Source organism: Profundibacter sp. (genome assembly GCF_965277155.1).
GTDB lineage: Bacteria > Pseudomonadota > Alphaproteobacteria > Rhodobacterales > Rhodobacteraceae > Profundibacter.
Window position 1 is genome coordinate 26,181 of record NZ_CBDIBV010000012.1, and the last position, 18,545, is coordinate 44,725.

An 18,545-nucleotide genomic window follows, 5' to 3' on the forward strand; every position below is an offset into this window, starting at 1 on the left:
TTGAAGCAAGATTTCGGCCGCCCACCTTGCGCCCCTGCGGGTCCGGCGGACAGACGGGTGGCGGGGTTTGGGGCTATGCGATTGCGGGGGTTTGCGGGTTGAGGGTGATCCTGTTTGCGGCCTTGAGCAGGTTTTGCGCGATGGCGGCCATGACCATCTGGGCATGCACCCTGGCGCGCCCGAAATATCTCGCCCGCTGCAGGCCGAAGAGGCGTTTCATCGTGCCGAAAGTCTGCTCGATGCGGAAGCGGCGTTTCGAAATCAGCCGGTTGAAGCGTTTCTCCGATTGCCGCAGGGGGCGGCCGCGCGCTGCCTTGCGCAGGATGCCGTCGCGGTATTTGCCGCGCAGCATCTGGCGGTTGGCCTTGCTCGCATAGGCCTTGTCGGCCAGCACCCGCTGCGCCTTTGCGCCCGCGATCATGGTGGCGAATTCGGGGCTTTCGGCGGCATTGGCGGGCGTGGTGTGCACCTTGTCGATAAAGCCCTCTTCGTCGCAGCGGGCAAAGCCCTTGTAGCCGAGCGTGCTCTTGCGGCCCTTCTTGACCCAGCGGGCATCAGGGTCGGCGCTGAAATGCAGCTGTGCCCCGTCGGGTGAGACCTCGGGCGGATCATCCGGCGTCCCTTCCCTTGCCCCGTCCTCTGCCCGGTCCTGCGGGGCGTCGATATGGGTGCGCGGGCGCGCCGCCGCCGCGATCAGGGTCGCATCAATGATCGCCGCCTCAGCCTCTTTCAGCTTCAGCCCATGCGCCTCGATCTGGCGGCAGACCTCGGCCAGCAGCTCATCGTAAACGCCACCCCGGACCAGCGCATTGCGGAACCGGCAGTGGGTCGTCTCATCCGGCACCGACGCGTGCAGATCGAGCCCGCAGAACAGCATGAAATCCAGCCGCACCTTCAAGGCCCGCTCCAGCTTCGGGTCGCTCAGCCCGTGCCACTGGCCAACCAGAAGACACTTGAACAGAACCAGCGGATCATAGCCCTGAGGCCCGATCCCCGAGCGCCCCAGACCGCGCCGCAGGATCGGCAAAAACGAGTTCCAATCCATCAGCGCGTCGATCTTCGACAGAACGTCATCCGCGCCGATCCGTGCCGCCGCTTCGTGCAGGAAAAGGTCCATCTATTCACCCCAGAGATTTCCCGGCTAGCTTACCAAAACGGCCAACCCGGGGGAATCCCGATGTTATGCAGAGGTCTTTTCAACGCAAAAATCTGCCTCCATGCTGTTTGACAATCTCCAGCTCAAAACCTTGCGGCTGTGCCAGTCCATGATCGCGACCAAATAGAGGAACCCGCGCTGCATCGGAATGTAGGTGATATCTACGCACCACACATGGTTTGGACGATCAATCGTCAGGTCTCGCAGCAGATACGGGTAGATCTTATGCTGCGGATGTTTCTTGCTCGTGTTGGGCGTCTGGTAGATCGGAACCAACCGCATCAGCCGCATCAAACGGCGGACCCTGTGGCGACCACACTTGTAACCTTGGCGCTGCATGTGCCGGGCCATTTGCCGTGATCCATACCACGGCGTCTGCAAGAATTGCTTGTCGATTATTGTCATGAACCGCAAATTTTCAGCACTTTCGCCTTTTGGCTGGTAATACAGGTTCGAGCGCGCCAGAGAAAGTAGCCCGCATTGTCGTCGCACACTCAGATCATGCTCACGGCTCACCATTTTTTGCCTCGCTTCCCGAGCAACTGTTGCGAGGCGTTGGCTAAAAAATCCCGTTCCACGACCAGCTGACCAATCTTGGAGTGCAGCTTCTCAATCTGGGCTTCATCAACCCGATCAGGATCACGGCCCCGTCTGGAAAATGCCGTGGCCATGTTTTCAATCGCTGCTCGTTTCCATGTGCCAATCTGGGTTGGATGCACACCATACTTCTTCGACAGCTCCGCCATCGTCATTTCCTCGCGGATTGCTTCAAGCGCAACGCGGGCTTTGAATTCGGGAGAATGGTTCTTTCGTTTCGTCATTTTGAATCGTCTTTCTCATAAGTCGATCCACCTTAACAACTGGTCCGAATTTCCGCGACCACCTCTCCTCATACCGGTTCGCCCAGAGTAAACGCCGTAGAAAAAACTAGCCGTTCCGCAAGCAAAGCCCCCAGACGGACTCGCTACATGAAGGCGGCCCGACTGGGGGCTTTGCGCCACAAAGGGGGGGGCAAATTTAAATGCCGAAACCGGGTCAGTTTTAAATGCTCATTGACATCGGGCCTTGTGACGCTAGTACTTGGTCCATGAAAGGGAGACAAATATGCAATCAAAATCAATACAACTCGGCATAGGCAAGATAAATTATTATGAAAGTGCGGGCACAGGTCCGGCGATCCTGCTCATCCACGGAAATTCCGCATCGGGAAAATGCTTTCAAAATCAGATCGAAGGATCGCTTGGCGAAAATTTTCGTGTGGTGGCCATTGACCTTCCTGGCCATGGTGGCAGCGATCCCTTTGAAAATATGGAAGACTACAATTTTCCCGCCTATGCCCGTGTCATCGTTGATGTGGCCAGTGCGTTAAACATGGATGAGGCTGTCTTTGCCGGTTGGAGCCTTGGAGGTCATGCCGTGCTCGAAGCAAGCAGCCAGCTTGTCAATGCCGCCGGTTTTGTTATCTTTGGCACGCCACCGCTTGCCTTCCCTCCTGCCATGGAGGAGGCTTTTCTGCCCAATCCGGCCATGGCTGCGGCCTTCAATCCGACATTGTCGCCGGAAGAAGCCAAAGGGTTTGCCGATGCGTTTTTCGCCGAAGGGACAAATGCGCCTGAATTGTTTATTGACGACATACAGGCAACCGATGGCAATGCCCGCGCCGGAATGGCCGCCAGCATCGCACCGGACGGTTATGCCGATGAGGTCGAGATTGTCGCCAACCTTTCAAAGCCGCTGGCGATCATGCATGGTAGTGATGAAATGCTGGTCAACGGGGATTATTTTTCAACATTAAACATGCCCACGCTTTGGCGTCAAAAAGTCCAGATAATCAAAGGAGCAGGCCACATACCCCAATGGGAACAGGCCGATACCTTTAACAGGCTTTTGGCTGGGTTTGTAAAAGATGTCAGCCGGTCTTAACACATCTGGTTGTGTAAAACTCCACACCTGATCTGACAAATGGGTTTATCTGAGAGCTTCGCTGTGGCTTTCTTGGCTGTCAGATAGGTCGGGCGCTGGAATATTCTTTGGGACTGACCCAGATAACTACTTCAAGTGACGTTTAACCCATTGTTTTAGCTGCAATAACTGAGCTGAAGGGTCACTGTTGTTGAAACGCCACTCGCATTCCTTCAAATATAGCCCAAATTGGGCCTTGGGGACACCGTTAAATCGGCGCATGAGGCGCTTGGCCTAGCTCCAGAAATTCTCGATGCCATTGATGTGGTTGTGACGGTCTGCAAAGAGCCTAGGGTTAAAACCCAATCAACCTGTTGATTTTGCGATATGTGTCTGATTCACTGCGGGAAAACGAGCCGGAGGTGGATGATGACGGAAGGGTTTTGGCTCTCGGATCAAGCGTGGGCGGCGATCAAACCGCTGTTGCCGCACAATCAACCGGGCGCGCGCAGGAAAGATGACCGACGGGTGATCAGCGGGATCATCCATGTTCTGAAGTCGGGCTGTCGCTGGAAGGACTGCCCGCGCGAATACGGCCCGCCGACGACCATCTACAACCGGTTCAACCGCTGGAGCCGGCGTGGACTGTGGCAGAAGATTTTCGCGGAGTTGGTCGGACAGGCGGAAATCCCACACGAACTGAGTATCGATTCCACTGCCGTTCGGGCGCATCGCTCGGCGCATGGCGGAAAAGGGGGGCGAAGATTCACTGCATCGGGCGCTCGCGTGGCGGGCCCACGACGAAAATACACGCGTTGACAGATGGTTACGGGCGCATTGCCGCGTTCAGTCTGACCCCCGGAAACATTGCCGACATCTCGGCTGCCCCTGCTCTGCTGGCAACCATGCCCGCACCACGCCGCCTGCTCGGCGACCGGGGCTATGATGCAAACAGCCTGCGCGCAACTCTTGCGCGGGCCGGAACAGAGGCCGTCATCCCCTCCACCCGATCCCGAAAACGCCCCATCCCCCATGATGTGCAGGCTTATCGCGCTCGCAACCTGATCGAACGCGCCTTCTGCCGCCTCAAGGATTTCCGCCGCATTGCCACCCGCTATGACAAACTGGCTCAAAACTTCCTGTCAGCCGTCGCTATCGCTGCCTTTATCCTGTGGTGGACTTGATTGAGTCTCGACCCTAGGGTCAGGACCTATTTTCCATCTATTGGAGATAAACCACCGGCTTGCATCCGGTCCGCTTCAGCGAATCTGTTGCTGATCTCCCCTCCTGAAATCTGAAACCCGCTGAGGCAGTATGGTTTCAGATTTCAGGAGGGGAGATCATGCGCTATTCATCATCCGCGCACACGCGATTTTACCACAGGTTTCACGTCGTGTGGGTAACAAAATACCGTTACAAGGTTCTGCAGGGGCCAATGCGCGAGCGGGTTCGTGAAATCATCCGCCAGGCCTGCGCTGAAATGGGCGTACATATCGTTAAAGGCGTTCTGGCGCGTGACCACGTGCATATGTTCCTGTCGGTCCCGCCGCATCTGGCGATCTCGACGGTGATGCAACGGATCAAGGGGCGGTCGTCACGCCGCATCCAGATGGAGTTCCCCGAGCTGCGCAAGCGCTACTGGGGCAGGCGGTTCTGGGCGCGAGGGTACTTCTCGACCACGTCCGGAAATGTCACCGACGATATCATACTTCAGTATCTGGAATTACATTCCAAACGCGATGCTACCGACTGGCAGAGGCCGGGATCGACCCTTCCGTCGGCAGCGTTGGCGATTCATATGACAACGCGTTGGCCGAAAGCACAATCGGCCTGTTTAAAACCGAAATCATCAACTTTATGGGGCCATGGAAAACCGTGGGACAGGTTGAATGGGAAACCCTGAAATGGGTCAACTGGTACAACTCCGAACGCCTGCACAGCGCCATCGGATATGTCACGCCGCAAGAAGCAGAGGAGGCGTTCTATACAAACATGAACAACCTTGATAAAGTAGCTTAAGGGAACCTCTGTAAATTCCCGTTTTCGCCTTCTTCGCGGCGGGGTGGACGGTTTTTCGCCTGTCCCGCCTGATTGCTTCGGATCATAAACCCATTTTCACCGGTTTCAAGCCGGTTTTGGGTATTTCAGGCACACCTCACCCCATGAACCCTTATCCCGGCGCCGCCAGGCCGCATTCGAACTGGACGAAGCGCTTCATGTTGTAGACCAGGTTCATCATCCCGATGCGAAATCGCGCCCGCTTCAGGCCGATGGAGCGGATCAGCTTGCCGCCCATGGAGCGCTCCTGAAAAGCGAATACATGCTCGACCCGGACCCGCACTTTCGAGCGCCTCCGGTTGGCCTTTTGCTGGCGCTCGCCAAGCGGCTTGCCGCGCCTGCCCTTGTGATGGATATGGCTGTGAAGCCCCCGCTCTTCCAGCTCGCTTTCGATCTTTTGCGAGCGATAGGCGCTGTCGGCCCACAGGTCCGATGAGGTGTTGCTCGCATCAATCAGACCGGCAAGCGCCTGGCTGTCATGCACGGCGGCATCGGTGACATCATAAGCGCGGATGAATTTGTGCCGCCGGTCGACATTGATGTGGTTCTTGTAGCCGTAATAGCTCTTGCCGTGCTTCTTCGTCCAGCGCGCATCCACGTCCTTCTGGCGCTTCTTGTGGGGTTTTTCCTCCCACTCTTCAGGCGTTTCGCCCGCCTTGATTTTCTCGTTCTCGTCCCTTTTGTTGTGCTGGCGCGGCGCCGGAACGATGCTCGCATCAACAATCTGCCCGCCCATCGCCAGATAGCCCTTTTCGCGCAGAAAGGCATCGAACTTGTCAAACAGCTCCTTCATCTTCCCGGCCCCGGCCAGCCTTTCACGGTAGGCCCAGATGGTCTTGGCGTCAGGTACGCTGTCTTCAATGCCAAGGCCGAGAAACCGCATGAACGACAGGCGGTCGCGGATCTGATACTCGATCTGATCGTCAGAGAGGTTGTAGAGCTGCTGCAAAACCATCGTCTTGAATATCAGCACCTCATCCCAAGGCGGGCGGCCAGCGTTGGATTTGCGCTGTTCGGGCGGCGTGCGCCATATGGCCTTCAGCTCGTCCCGGTAATCCTCGAACGGCACCATGTCGTTGAGCAACACCAGCGGATCACCAGATTTGTCCAGTCCCGCGTATCGGCTGGAAAGATCAAAAAATCCCATCTGACCCATGACAAAACCCCGTCGGTCGAATCATTTTCATCCTGATGACGATTCTACCCCGTCAGGCCGGATTTTGGGGGATTTTTAGAGGTTCCCTTCGGTATTTTGCCGCTGATCTGACGGCCACCCAGGCTACCCAGCTCTCGGGTCTCAACCGCAATACCGTCAATCGGTTTTACCGCGCTTTGCGCGAGCGTATCCTTTTGGCCTGCGAGGCACAGCGTCCGATGTTCGGCATCATAGAAGTGGACGAAAGCTTCTTTGGCGCGCGACGTGTGAAAGGCAAGCGCGGACGCGGGGCTTATGGGAAGACGACCGTGTTTGGCGTCTTCGAGCGTGACGGAAAGGTCTACACCGAGATCGTACCGGACTGCTCAAAGCCAACCCTGCAAGGGATTATCCGCGGTCGGGTTGATCCGGCATCCGTGATCAACACAGACGGCTGGCGCGGCTATAACGGTTTGGTGGATTTGGGATACGGGCACTTCCGTGTCGACCATTCCAAGGATGAATTCGCGCGTGGCCGCGTGCACATCAACGGCATCGAAGGCTTCTGGGGATTGGCCAAACTACGCCTTGCCAAGTTCAAGGGCCTTCCCAAACACACCTTCCATTTGCATCTCAAGGAAACAGAATGGCGCTATAATCATCGCAACTTGAACAAGTACAAGATACTGCTAAGCTACCTCAGAGAAAACCCGCTCAGCTAGGCATGACCCTTCATATAATTTCTTCTGGATGGGACGGCCGATCATCCAGTATCCGCAGGACATCATGGCGATGCAGGAACTGATCTGGTCGGTCAAACCCGATCTAATCATCGAAACAGGTATTGCACATGGCGGTTCGCTGATCTTCAGTGCCTCGATGCTGGCCATGCTGGACATGACCGACGCGATCGAAGCGGGCACAACAATCGACCCCGCCAAATCGCGTCGCAAGGTGCTGGGCATCGATATTGATATCCGCGCCCACAACCGCACCGCAATCGAGGCGCATCCGATGTATTCGCGCATCGACATGATTGAAGGCTCCAGTATTGAGGACGGGGTGATTGAACAGGTGCACAAAGTGGCAGCGGGCTTTGATCGTGTGCTGGTCTGTCTGGACAGCAACCACACCCACGACCATGTTCTGGCCGAGCTGAAGGCCTATGCGCCACTGACTTCTGTTGGCAGCTATTGCGTGGTGTTCGACACATTGATCGAGGACATGCCCGCCGATGCCTACCCGCACCGGACATGGGGACCGGGGGACAACCCCAAAACCGCAGTGCATGAATATCTGAAAACCCACCCTGAATTCGAGATTGACAAGGCCATCGACAACAAGCTTCTGATCTCGGTTGCACCGAACGGGTATCTTAAGCGGATTGCCTGATGACGGACAAGGTGAAGATTTCCATCGTCATTCCCACCCGTTCGCGGGCGGCCTATCTGAAGGGGTGCCTGCAAAGCGTGCTGATCGCTGCTGAGGGGGCCGAATGTCCGGTGGAAATCATCATTGCGGACAATGCCAGCAGTGACGAAACCCAGTCTGTGATCGCAGGGTTCAACAGCCCGATAATCACCAATTTTCGCCAAACCGAACGGGTGTCGATGCGGCAGAATTTCGAGGACGGGCTGACACATAGCACGGGTAGTCATGTGATGTTCATCGGTGATGATGACGGTATCCTGCCCAACGGTTTGCGCCTGTTGCATGCCCTGATTGCGGCCCATGATCCGGATGTTGTCAAATGGCGCAAGCTGAACTTCAAATGGCCTAATGATATTGAACAGATCCCAGGCCATCTGGTGATCCGTTATATGAAACTGTCGGGCATGGTTTCGCAAATCAATCACAAGGCCCTGCTGGAAAAGTTTTTTCAGGGCACGCATCGCGACTATTCCGACGGGGCGGGCATATACCACGGCTGCATTTCCCGACGGCTGATCGACAAGGTGAAAACGGCCAGTCAGGGCACCTATTTCTGGTGCTCGATGCCCGATGTCTATACCTCGGTTGCCAATCTGTTGGCTTCTGACCGTGATATCCTGAAAATCGATAGACCAATATCGCTTCCCGGTGCTTCACCACGCTCGACCGGCGACAGTGCGGTCCGGATGGCGACAAAAGGGGATTCGGGCAAAGACAGCGACATGAAAAAATACATCCGCGAGGCAAAAAACGACCCATACCGAAGCCATGTGCCCGATGAATGTATGAGCATCCAGCTGCACCTGCTGGCCGCGCTGGAACTGGCCTGCAAAATGCAGGGTGTGCCCTTTGCGATCAATCATAAACGTTGGGAAAAGGTCGTTACCAGCGAGTTGTCCGGTTTCGCACCGGAAATGGTAACACCCTGTATGGAAGGTGCCAAAAGGCTACTGGGTGATCTGGAATTGGCCACGGCTGCGCCTGAACGCCAGAAAAGTGCCCCTAACAGCCTGGCACCACAGGCACAGTCGGATATGGCCAAAGCAGGGCAGGCATTAACTCATCGTATTTCCAAAACCACCATTTCGGGCGGCGACCATATGGCCGACATTGTCAAAGCCGCGCAGTTTGTAGACGATCTGGTCGGGAACGATGATCTGCAAAAAGCCTTGCATCCCCCGGGGGCAATTCGGGGAATATTACGCATCCGCAAAAAGCTTCGGCAGCTTGGGCCATAGACAGGCGAGGAGGTGTGGATGGATTCTTTCAGCCTTGAAAATAGCTACAGCACAGGTCCCATTGTCGCGACGACATTATGCCAGATCCGCTGTTGAACCGACCACCCTTCGACATCTGCAAGCGTGACGCTGTCCGAACAGGAAATATAGTCGTTCTGGCGGTCGCAGACCGCTTGTGTGATCTTGCGGTCCTGAACCAGAATGTCGTTTTCGTAATTCAAATCAAAACTGCGAATGTCCATGTTGGATGACCCCATGAAAACGACTTGTCCGTCAATGGTCAGGGTTTTGGCGTGCAGCAGCCCGTCGCGGTATTCATAGATGCAGGCGCCCGCCTCGAGCAGTTTGCGATAGAAACTGCGGCTGGCAGCGGCCACGATCCACGAGTCGTTATTCTTGGGCACAATCAATGTGACTTTGACTTCGCGATAGGCCGCGGCGCACAGGGCTTCGATCACGGTCGGGTCGGGGACAAAATAGGGGGTGGTGATTACCAGTTCCGACCGCGCCGTTTCGATCAAGGTGACAAACAACTGCGGCGAGGCCCGCAGGCGTTCTGTTGGTCCATCCCCCAATGCCTGTGCAACAAAGCCGTTTTGGACAGGCTGGGTTTCAATCTGGAATGCCTCGATCGGGGTATCGTTTTCCTTTAACCAGTCGCTGGCAAACAGCATCTGGTTCTGGGCAACGATCGGCCCTTCCATCCGTAAAACAATATCGACCCAGGGCGCGTATTTCGGCTTGACCCTGAATTCCGGATCGGCGCAATTCTGGCTGCCGCAATAGGTGATTTTGCCGTCAATCACGGTGATTTTGCGGTGATTGCGAAGGTCCAGACGGCTGGTCAGGATGGTGCGGATCGGGCGGTCAATTGGCAGGGTAATGGCCAGTTGCACGCCGGCCTCGGCCATCTCTTTCCACGTTGGGGATTTGACAAAGGCACGCGATCCAAGCCCGTCCACCATCGCACGGCAGGTCACTCCGCGTTTGGCCGCACGGATCAGCGCCTTGGCTGTGTTTGTCCCTGTGGTGTCATCCAGCCAGATATAATAGAGGATATGCACCGTATCGGTGGCGGCATCTATGTCCTCGATCAGCCGTGTTCGGGCCGTTTGGGCATCGGCCATCAATTCGGCCCTGTTGCCATCGCGCGGGGCAAAACCATTGATCGAGCGGGTATATTTGAACGCGGGCTGGAACCGTGGTTTGATCAGCGTTTCCATGTTGCCGGCCGGGGCAATCACCTTGTGTGCATAATTGTGGATGATGGCAAAGATGCGCCGTTGTTGCTGGTTTGCCTTATGGCCCAGATCAACCTCGCCAAACAGGAAATAAAGCGCCGAGCCGACAAAGGGCAGGGTCAGGATGACCATAAACCATGCCATGCGGGTCGAAGGAAGCAGCCCGTCACGCGCCAGAAGCCGAAAGGTAAACGCCGTTACCACAAGGGAGTGAAGGAAAAGTGTGTACATGCGGCCCCGATGCGAAGGATTGCTGTTTTAGGGCCAGCCTAACCTGTAAAGCGCGCAAAGGGGATAGAAATTGTCAGTCCTTTTCCGGTCTCTTGTCGTTGCACTTCGGTTCCATGCAGCGCAGCCACTTTGGCCACCAGACTAAGCCCCAGCCCGGCCCCCGGACTGCCGCGTTCACGTTCAAGCCGCCCCATGCGTTGCAGGGCTTTGGGCCAGTCCTCGGCGCTTATACCCGGGCCTGTGTCGGCGATGGTTAGGACGATTGTGTCTTCATGTTCGGTCAGGGACACGTTAATTTCTCCGCCGGTCGGGGTGAATTTGACGGCATTGTCCAACAGGTTGGATATGGCACGGGCAAGGAACTGTTTATGCCCCTCGATCATCACATTATCGGTGATCCGCGCGTTCAGGCTCTGGTCTTTTTCCTCGGCCAGCGGTGTATAAAGCTCAACCGTATCCCTGATGATTTTTGACAGGTCCAGCGGCTCGATCTGGGACTGGGCCAGATTGGCATCGATGCGGGCAATGTCCAGCAGGTCGGTGAAAACCTGATGGACATAATCGGCCTCGGACAGGGCTTCGGCAATCATGTCGGAATTGTCGGCATCCGGATTTGCCAGCGCGGTTTCCAGCGTGTTGCGCAAGCGGGCCAGCGGCGTGCGCAGGTCGTGTGACAGGCTGTCGGTGACCATTTGTAATTCGGTCACCAGCGTTTCGTTTTTGGACAGCATGTCGTTCAGGGCTTCGGCCAGCCGGTCGAATTCATCGCCTGTACCCCGCAACGGCACACGGCGGGACAGATCCCCGCGGGCGGTTTCGGTGGCGGCCTGCTGGATTTCGCCAACCCGTTTCAGGATCGAGCGTGACACGAACAGACCGCCCAGTGATCCAAACACCAGAAACGAGCCCAGCAAGGCCCATGAGGCATACTTCAGAATATCGCGAAATTCCCGCTGGCTGCGCAAATCCCGCCCGACCATCAGACGCGCGCCGCCGGGCAGGGCGATGGCCCGCAGGCCGACCAGAACGTTCTTATCAATATCGGTGCGCATCAGGCGGATGGTTTGCCATGTGCCATCCATCGGCACATCGGGCCAGCTGGACAGGTTGCCTGCAATCGGGTGACCATCGGCAGTGGCATACAAATATAGTGAATCCGCGCTTGAACGAGAGGTCGAGCGATCGGCGATGGCCGAGCGCAGCGCAAATTGTCCGCCTTCGATATAATCCCGCACCAGCCCGTTCAATTCTGCATCCACCGCCTGTGCGGTCTGGTTTTCCAGCAGGCGCATCGTGCCGATATAAACGGCCCCCAACACCACAGCAGACGCCAGCAGCGAGGCAAAGATATGCAGGGCAAACAGGCGCCGGATGGCGCTTTTGCCACTGTGGGGCAGGGTGGTCATTTTACCATCCGGTAACCGGCGCCGCGCACCGTTTGGATCAGGGGTGTTTCGCCAGGGGCGTCGATTTTCTTGCGCAAACGGCTGATATGAACGTCAATCACGTTGGTTTGCGGATCGAAATGGTAATCCCAGACGTTTTCCAGCAGCATCGTGCGGGTAACGATCCGCCCGGCGGTGCGCATCAGATATTCCAGTATCTGGAATTCGCGCGGCTGTAGTTCGATCTGGCGGGTGCCACGGGTGGCGGTGCGTGTCATCAGATCCAGCGTCAGATCCTGCACCTTCAGGGTGGTTTCATCCTGCGTTGCCGGATTGCTGCGGCGTAAGATGGCCTCGAGACGGGCCAGAAGTTCGGAAAACACGAACGGTTTGGTCAAATAGTCATCCGCACCCGCGCGCAGGCCTTCGACGCGGTGGTCGGTTTGGCCAAGGGCGGACAGCAACAGCACCGGCGTTTGCACGTTGTTTGACCGCATGGTTTTCAGAATGGAAATACCGTCCAGTTCAGGCAACATCCGGTCCAGTATAATAACGTCATAGGGGCCTTCCAAAGCATGGGACAGGCCCTCGACACCGGTTTTTACCCAAGTGGTTGAATGACCTGCCTCGCCCAGCCCTTTTTCCAGATAGCGGGCTGTGCTGGTGTCATCTTCGATGATTAAAATACGCATGTTTGGTATATAGGGGAATTCGGGGCCGGAAACCATATCCGGCCCCGAATTATGTTACCCTTTTTCCGAGAAGGGAATGGCAACAAAGCGGCGGTTCCCATCACGTTCGATTTGCGCCAGAACCGAGGGGCGCCCGGCTTCTTTGGCCTGCTCCACAGCGCTGTCAATATCTGGCAGGCTGCTGATCAGTTTCTGGTTTACCGAAACCACGATATCGCCTTCCCGCAATCCGGCCTCGGCCGCACCACTATCAGGGTCAACCGAGGTAATCACCACGCTGTCCCCCTCGGATTGCAATGCCAGACCAAGGGCGCCAAAATTCATTTCCTGCGTCTGTGCTTGTGGAATATTTGCCACCACATCGGTTTTTAGTTTGGCAATTTTGGGTTCCAGAACAACGGTTTTGCCGCCACGATATACCTTCATTTCGGTATTCTTGCCGATTTCAGCATCAGCAACGGCCAGCGTCAGATCGCCAACATCACCGATTTCTGTATCGCCAAAACCGATGATCACATCACCGCTTTTCACACCGGCCTCTTTGGCGGGGCTGTTGTCCTGTACGCTATCGACGATCACGCCTTTGGTTTTGTCCAGACCCAGGCTTTGGGCAATATCATTGGTGACATTTTGAATGCTGACACCCAGCCAGCCCCGTTCCACCTGACCGTTCGCCACAATATCCGAAACGATGGATTTTGCCAGTTCGGCAGGGATTGAAAAGCCGATGCCGACACTGCCGCCTGTAGGGGAATAGATGGCGGTGTTCACACCAACGACATTCCCTTGGGCATCAAACAGCGGACCACCAGAGTTGCCTTTGTTGATCGGGGCGTCAACCTGAATGAAATCGTCATAGGGACCAGCGCCGATATCACGGCCACGCGCCGAAACGATACCCGAGGTTACACTGCCGGTCAGGCCAAACGGGGCACCAACGGCAAAGACCGGATCACCAACACGCAGTTTGTCTGAATTGCCCCAACCAACGGTCGGAAGTTTGCCGTCCGCGTCGATTTTCAGAACGGCCAAATCTGTTTTCGGATCGGTTCCCAGCAGGGTGGCCTCGAATTCACGGCCATCTTTCAGGGTCACGCTCAGTTTATCCGCACCTTCGACAACGTGGTTGTTGGTGACGATGATACCGTCTTCATCAACCACAAAGCCGGACCCCAGCGCCTGCATAGGCTGCGTGTTGCGGAATTGTTTGGGGCCGCCCTGTTGCTCGTCAAAGAACCGTTTGAACAGTTCACCCATCTGACCTTCGGGCAAATTGTCGGGCAGCATGTTTTGCGGGATGTTTTCGGCCGATTTACCACTGTGTGTGGCTGTGATCTTGACCACAGCGGGGCTGACAACTTCGATCAGATCAGCCAGATTGGCCGGTTGCGTCCAGGCAACCGGTGCTACAGTTGCGGTCTGTGCCGTGCCTTGCATCGGCATCATCAGACCGACAGCACCAATCGCGGCGGCGGTGGTGCCAAGCAAAATGCGGCGCATGCTGTTACGTTTGCGTGACTCTCTCATTGTTCGTTCCTTCCATGAATGCTTCTTGCTCATGGATATGATCGCGCAGGATGGAGAGCGTATGACGCTAACATTACAAAAGCTTCATTTTGCCAAAGAAATAGGACAGGTTGATCAGAATCTGGCCGAAATCACGATCTTTCCTCATGTATTTTGAGCTTAAGAGCGAAAATTTCATCGTTTCGATCGGCAGGATCTGCCTTATTTTTGCCACACAACCTCAAGTTTGTATCGCGGTGGCGCTCAATGATTGTGAAACAACGTGAATGTTGCCCAATTCGGTGCGGCGTTTCACGAATGCAGTAAAAGAGTAAAACGATGAATCACACTTATTTTTCTGGCCTAGGCGGTTGTGTCTCGAAAGTGGTGGAAATTGATTTCAGGCACCTCCGAGCGGGTTGAGTTATGCGCCGGTCAGGCGGCTTGGTCAAGGGTTGCGTCGGCGACGGGCTGAGCGAGCGTTTCCCAGCCATCGACCTTTCGCATGACGATCTGCCCCGAGGCCATCAGAGCCCAAAGCAGCATCGGCACGGTCTCGGCGCATGGCAGCACGGTCTGGGTCTTGATGCGGCGGCGGAATTCCTCGTTCAGGCGTTCGATCGCATTTGTCGTTCTGGCCGATTTCCACTGGCCTTGTGGCAGACGCGTGAAGGTGAAAAGCTTATCTCCTGCTTCTTCCAAGCTGTCAGCGACGGCCTTGCATTTCAGCCGCCATTTTCGCAGAAATGCCTTGCGGCGGGTGGCGATTTCCTCGGGTGTTTTGGCGTAGATCATGTCGCGGTAATCTTCTGTCAACTCATCATGCATACGCTTGGGTGCCTTGGCCAGAAGGTTGCGGTGCTTGTGCACCGTGCACGCGGCACGCGCACCGTTTCGGTTCCAAATGTTCCGACCAGTTGCCGCTCGCGATGCCCGTGGCGGTATCCGGCCTTTGCCCCGCCGCTGCGGCCATACCGGCAACGGCCCAGAAACTGCTCCAGCTCCTCTTCGAAAACCGCCTCGATCGTCGCGCGGATGTTCTGGCGCAGCCGGTCTTCAATCGGGTCATAGCCTGCTTCATTGGCCAGTAGCGCGGATGTCGATGTTGCTGTATTCTTTGTCATGGCGTGATCTCCTTGGCGGTTCCAGCCGCCGGTTGGGTGGCTTCGATGCACCCGGAGATTACGCCGTCCTCGAATTTCCACCAAACTCGCGACACTACCTCTGGCTGAACACTTGGGAAAACCACGAACTGGAAGCACAGGCTGCACGCGATTTGATTGCGAATGGTGCAGATGTGTTGATGCAAAATACCAATACAATCGAACCGATGGTGGTTGCGCAGGAACTGGGGCGTTTTCGTTCGGGCAGGATTCCGATATGAAAGCCTATGGTCCCGATGCCAGCCTGACATCCTCGATCGACCATTGGGCGCCTTATTATATCGAACGGATTCAGGCCCTGCTGGATGGTAAATGGGAAAGCCATGACACCTGGGGTGGCCTTGCCTCGGGCATGTTGGAAATCGGGCCGTATTCCGACCTGATACCTTTGCGCGTGCAGGCCCAAGCCAACGACGCAATCGCCAAGATCAAAGAAGGGCGCTTGCATCCCTTCACCGGACCGATCCGCAAACAGGACGGAAGTGGTTGGCTGGCTGCTGGTGAAACAGCAAGCGACAGTGAACTTCTGACAATGTTCTTTTTTGTTGAGGGGATTACCGGGATTATCCCGCAATAGCTTGATGGCAATGGGGAATCTCGATGAAAAAACGTGAGAGTATGATGAAAAAGTATAGCAAATTAATAGCAATGACCTTTGGGGCAACTTTGGCTTTGCTGGCGCCTGCCGCGACGGCCCAAGACAATATGGTTACACTGCAATCGCCGGACAAGAATATATCTGTCAAAGGTGAATTGCTTAGCGCTGATGACTCGTTCTACGTCATCAAAACCGTTGTTGGTGAAATGAAAGTTAACCGCGATCTGGTCAGTTGCGAGGGGGCTGCCTGTCCGGGCGCGGAACCCGCGGTTGCGGCGGATGACGGGACAGTCGTTCTGAAATCGGGCGATGGCACCACGTTTAGCGGTGAGTTGCTGGATTTCGACGGCACAAACTATACGGGAACCTCTAAAAATCCCCCAAAATCCGGCCTGACGGGGTAGAATCGTCATCAGGATGAAAATGATTCGACCGACGGGGTTTTGTCATGGGTCAGATGGGATTTTTTGATCTTTCCAGCCGATACGCGGGACTGGACAAATCTGGTGATCCGCTGGTGTTGCTCAACGACATGGTGCCGTTCGAGGATTACCGGGACGAGCTGAAGGCCATATGGCGCACGCCGCCCGAACAGCGCAAATCCAACGCTGGCCGCCCGCCTTGGGATGAGGTGCTGATATTCAAGACGATGGTTTTGCAGCAGCTCTACAACCTCTCTGACGATCAGATCGAGTATCAGATCCGCGACCGCCTGTCGTTCATGCGGTTTCTCGGCCTTGGCATTGAAGACAGCGTACCTGACGCCAAGACCATCTGGGCCTACCGTGAAAGGCTGGCCGGGGCCGGGAAGATGAAGGAGCTGTTTGACAAGTTCGATGCCTTTCTGCGCGAAAAGGGCTATCTGGCGATGGGCGGGCAGATTGTTGATGCGAGCATCGTTCCGGCGCCGCGCCAGCACAACAAAAGGGACGAGAACGAGAAAATCAAGGCGGGCGAAACGCCTGAAGAGTGGGAGGAAAAACCCCACAAGAAGCGCCAGAAGGACGTGGATGCGCGCTGGACGAAGAAGCACGGCAAGAGCTATTACGGCTACAAGAACCACATCAATGTCGACCGGCGGCACAAATTCATCCGCGCTTATGATGTCACCGATGCCGCCGTGCATGACAGCCAGGCGCTTGCCGGTCTGATTGATGCGAGCAACACCTCATCGGACCTGTGGGCCGACAGCGCCTATCGCTCGCAAAAGATCGAAAGCGAGCTGGAAGAGCGGGGGCTTCACAGCCATATCCATCACAAGGGCAGGCGCGGCAAGCCGCTTGGCGAGCGCCAGCAAAAGGCCAACCGGAGGCGCTCGAAAGTGCGGGTCCGGGTCGAGCATGTATTCGCTTTTCAGGAGCGCTCCATGGGCGGCAAGCTGATCCGCTCCATCGGCCTGAAGCGGGCGCGATTTCGCATCGGGATGATGAACCTGGTCTACAACATGAAGCGCTTCGTCCAGTTCGAATGCGGCCTGGCGGCGCCGGGATAAGGGTTCATGGGGTGAGGTGTGCCTGAAATACCCAAAACCGGCTTGAAACCGGTGAAAATGGGTTTATGATCCGAAGCAATCAGGCGGGACAGGCGAAAAACCGTCCACCCCGCCGCGAAGAAGGCGAAAACGGGAATTTACAGAGGTTCCCTTAAGGTATTAAATTTAGGGTTATGCCTAGCTGAGTGACAATAAATTGTCATAAGGCTATGAAAAGGCATGAAGAATAGATACGCACACGGTTCCCGCGTTTCAGAGAAGAAAATCCGCGAGATTGTTCGGTATTTTGCCGCTGATCTGACGGCCACCCAGGCTACCCAGCTCTCGGGTCTCAACCGCAATACCGTCAATCGGTTTTACCGCGCTTTGCGCGAGCGTATCCTTTTGGCCTGCGAGGCACAGCGTCCGATGTTCGGCATCATAGAAGTGGACGAAAGCTTCTTTGGCGCGCGACGTGTGAAAGGCAAGCGCGGACGCGGGGCTTATGGGAAGACGACCGTGTTTGGCGTCTTCGAGCGTGACGGAAAGGTCTACACCGAGATCGTACCGGACTGCTCAAAGCCAACCCTGCAAGGGATTATCCGCGGTCGGGTTGATCCGGCATCCGTGATCAACACAGACGGCTGGCGCGGCTATAACGGTTTGGTGGATTTGGGATACGGGCACTTCCGTGTCGACCATTCCAAGGATGAATTCGCGCGTGGCCGCTTGCACATCAACGGCATCGAAGGCTTCTGGGGATTGGCCAAACTACGCCTTGCCAAGTTCAAGGGCCTTCCCAAACACACCTTCCATTTGCATCTCAAGGAAACAGAATGGCGCTATAATCATCGCAACTTGAACAAGTACAAGATACTGCTAAGCTACCTCAGAGAAAACCCGCTCAGCTAGGCATGACCCTAAATTTAATTGCGGCTATCTTCATATTCCTATGCATGATTTCCGGCGGGGCATCAGCGCAAGATGACGCGGAAATTGCCGATTTCAACAAGGCCGAACAGATCATTGCAGAAGTGCTGGAAGCCGGGGGAACCGAATTAGACCTTAGCCATCTGAAAAACCTACGCACCTTGCCCCGTGAAATCGAGAAGCTGACTTTGCTGCAGGATTTGAATCTGGGTTACACAGGAATCAATGATATCTCATCGTTATCTGGTCTGAGAAAGTTGCGGAACTTATCCCTTAGCGCCAACGAGGTTCAAAACCTTTCAGCGTTGTCCAATCTTAGCAATTTGAAACAGTTAAGCCTCGGGGCTGGGCAGTACGATGACCTTTCACCGCTATCCGGCCTTGGTAATCTGGAGAGTCTAACCCTCG

The 18,545-nt window shown here is 55.8% G+C and carries 13 protein-coding genes and 8 pseudogenes; 12 read left to right on the plus strand and 9 right to left on the minus strand.

Going from position 1 to position 18,545, the window contains the following annotated elements; genetic code table 11:
- Nucleotides 1-73: 73 nt before the first annotated feature.
- Nucleotides 74-1,117 carry an IS5 family transposase gene (locus ACQY4M_RS15020; RefSeq protein ID WP_428539221.1) on the minus strand — a complete coding sequence of 348 codons (1,044 nt, stop codon included), beginning with the start codon at nucleotides 1,115-1,117 and terminating at the stop codon, nucleotides 74-76.
- A 78-nt stretch (nucleotides 1,118-1,195) separates the two neighbouring features.
- A pseudogene (locus ACQY4M_RS15025) lies at nucleotides 1,196-1,977 on the minus strand (IS3 family transposase); the annotation flags it as partial.
- 283 nt (nucleotides 1,978-2,260) lie between these two features.
- Here ACQY4M_RS15025 and ACQY4M_RS15030 point away from each other — a divergent pair.
- Entirely contained in the window at nucleotides 2,261-3,079 is an 819-nt protein-coding gene (locus ACQY4M_RS15030; RefSeq protein ID WP_428545743.1) for an alpha/beta fold hydrolase, read from the plus strand.
- 126 nt (nucleotides 3,080-3,205) lie between these two features.
- On the opposite strand, the pseudogene ACQY4M_RS15035 reads toward ACQY4M_RS15030, so the two are convergent.
- Nucleotides 3,206-3,403: pseudogene (locus ACQY4M_RS15035) on the minus strand (IS1595 family transposase); the annotation flags it as partial.
- Nucleotides 3,404-3,487: 84 nt separating this feature from the next.
- Here ACQY4M_RS15035 and ACQY4M_RS15040 point away from each other — a divergent pair.
- The 3 pseudogenes from ACQY4M_RS15040 to ACQY4M_RS15050 form a co-directional block, all read left to right on the plus strand.
- Nucleotides 3,488-4,242: pseudogene (locus ACQY4M_RS15040) on the plus strand (IS5 family transposase).
- A gap of 158 nt (nucleotides 4,243-4,400) precedes the next feature.
- Nucleotides 4,401-4,799 (plus strand): annotated as a pseudogene (gene tnpA / locus ACQY4M_RS15045) (IS200/IS605 family transposase); the annotation flags it as partial.
- A gap of 5 nt (nucleotides 4,800-4,804) precedes the next feature.
- Nucleotides 4,805-5,077 (plus strand): annotated as a pseudogene (locus ACQY4M_RS15050) (integrase core domain-containing protein); the annotation flags it as partial.
- A 151-nt stretch (nucleotides 5,078-5,228) separates the two neighbouring features.
- Here the strand turns inward: ACQY4M_RS15050 and ACQY4M_RS15055 are convergent.
- Nucleotides 5,229-6,272, minus strand: a complete 1,044-nt coding sequence (locus ACQY4M_RS15055; RefSeq protein WP_428539227.1) for an IS5 family transposase — start codon at nucleotides 6,270-6,272, stop codon at nucleotides 5,229-5,231.
- Between the two features lie 35 nt (nucleotides 6,273-6,307).
- On the opposite strand from ACQY4M_RS15055, the gene ACQY4M_RS15060 reads away from it, so the two are divergent.
- From ACQY4M_RS15060 to ACQY4M_RS15070, 3 genes and pseudogenes are all read left to right on the plus strand, one after another.
- Nucleotides 6,308-6,973: an IS1595 family transposase gene (locus tag ACQY4M_RS15060; protein WP_428545746.1), complete on the plus strand. Its 666-nt coding sequence runs from the start codon at nucleotides 6,308-6,310 to the stop codon at nucleotides 6,971-6,973.
- A 22-nt stretch (nucleotides 6,974-6,995) separates the two neighbouring features.
- Nucleotides 6,996-7,643: pseudogene (locus ACQY4M_RS15065) on the plus strand (cephalosporin hydroxylase family protein); the annotation flags it as partial.
- Nucleotides 7,643-8,920 (plus strand): glycosyltransferase family 2 protein, encoded by a 1,278-nt coding sequence (locus ACQY4M_RS15070; RefSeq protein ID WP_428545749.1) that lies wholly within the window; start codon nucleotides 7,643-7,645, stop codon nucleotides 8,918-8,920. The pseudogene ACQY4M_RS15065 and the gene ACQY4M_RS15070, both read left to right, overlap by 1 nt.
- A 44-nt stretch (nucleotides 8,921-8,964) precedes the next feature.
- Here ACQY4M_RS15070 and cls read toward each other — a convergent pair whose 3' ends face one another.
- The 5 genes and pseudogenes from cls to ACQY4M_RS15095 form a co-directional block, all read right to left on the minus strand.
- On the minus strand, nucleotides 8,965-10,392 hold the full coding sequence (gene cls / locus ACQY4M_RS15075) for a cardiolipin synthase (protein WP_428545752.1): 1,428 nt from the start codon (nucleotides 10,390-10,392) through the stop codon (nucleotides 8,965-8,967).
- A gap of 38 nt (nucleotides 10,393-10,430) precedes the next feature.
- Nucleotides 10,431-11,798 (minus strand): sensor histidine kinase, encoded by a 1,368-nt coding sequence (locus ACQY4M_RS15080; RefSeq protein ID WP_428545755.1) that lies wholly within the window; start codon nucleotides 11,796-11,798, stop codon nucleotides 10,431-10,433.
- Nucleotides 11,795-12,469 (minus strand): response regulator transcription factor, encoded by a 675-nt coding sequence (locus ACQY4M_RS15085; protein WP_428545758.1) that lies wholly within the window; start codon nucleotides 12,467-12,469, stop codon nucleotides 11,795-11,797. The genes ACQY4M_RS15080 and ACQY4M_RS15085 overlap by 4 nt, the downstream gene beginning before the upstream one ends.
- 54 nt (nucleotides 12,470-12,523) lie before the next feature.
- Complete coding sequence (locus ACQY4M_RS15090; protein ID WP_428545761.1) at nucleotides 12,524-13,996, minus strand: Do family serine endopeptidase; 1,473 nt, start codon at nucleotides 13,994-13,996, stop codon at nucleotides 12,524-12,526.
- 414 nt (nucleotides 13,997-14,410) lie between these two features.
- Nucleotides 14,411-15,099: pseudogene (locus ACQY4M_RS15095) on the minus strand (transposase).
- A 256-nt stretch (nucleotides 15,100-15,355) separates the two neighbouring features.
- Between ACQY4M_RS15095 and ACQY4M_RS15100 the strand changes: the two are divergent.
- The 5 genes and pseudogenes from ACQY4M_RS15100 to ACQY4M_RS15120 all read left to right on the plus strand — a co-directional run.
- Nucleotides 15,356-15,715: a hypothetical protein gene (locus ACQY4M_RS15100; protein ID WP_428545764.1), complete on the plus strand. Its 360-nt coding sequence runs from the start codon at nucleotides 15,356-15,358 to the stop codon at nucleotides 15,713-15,715.
- A 23-nt stretch (nucleotides 15,716-15,738) separates the two neighbouring features.
- The gene (locus ACQY4M_RS15105; RefSeq protein WP_428545767.1) at nucleotides 15,739-16,140 is read left to right on the plus strand and encodes a hypothetical protein; all 402 of its coding nucleotides are present in this window, start codon (nucleotides 15,739-15,741) and stop codon (nucleotides 16,138-16,140) included.
- A gap of 44 nt (nucleotides 16,141-16,184) precedes the next feature.
- Nucleotides 16,185-17,228 carry an IS5 family transposase gene (locus ACQY4M_RS15110; RefSeq protein ID WP_428539227.1) on the plus strand — a complete coding sequence of 348 codons (1,044 nt, stop codon included), beginning with the start codon at nucleotides 16,185-16,187 and terminating at the stop codon, nucleotides 17,226-17,228.
- Between the two features lie 219 nt (nucleotides 17,229-17,447).
- A complete protein-coding gene (locus tag ACQY4M_RS15115) occupies nucleotides 17,448-18,119 on the plus strand; it encodes an IS1595 family transposase (RefSeq protein WP_428544854.1) in 672 nt (223 codons plus the stop codon).
- 2 nt (nucleotides 18,120-18,121) lie between these two features.
- A pseudogene (locus tag ACQY4M_RS15120) lies at nucleotides 18,122-18,545 on the plus strand (hypothetical protein); the annotation flags it as partial.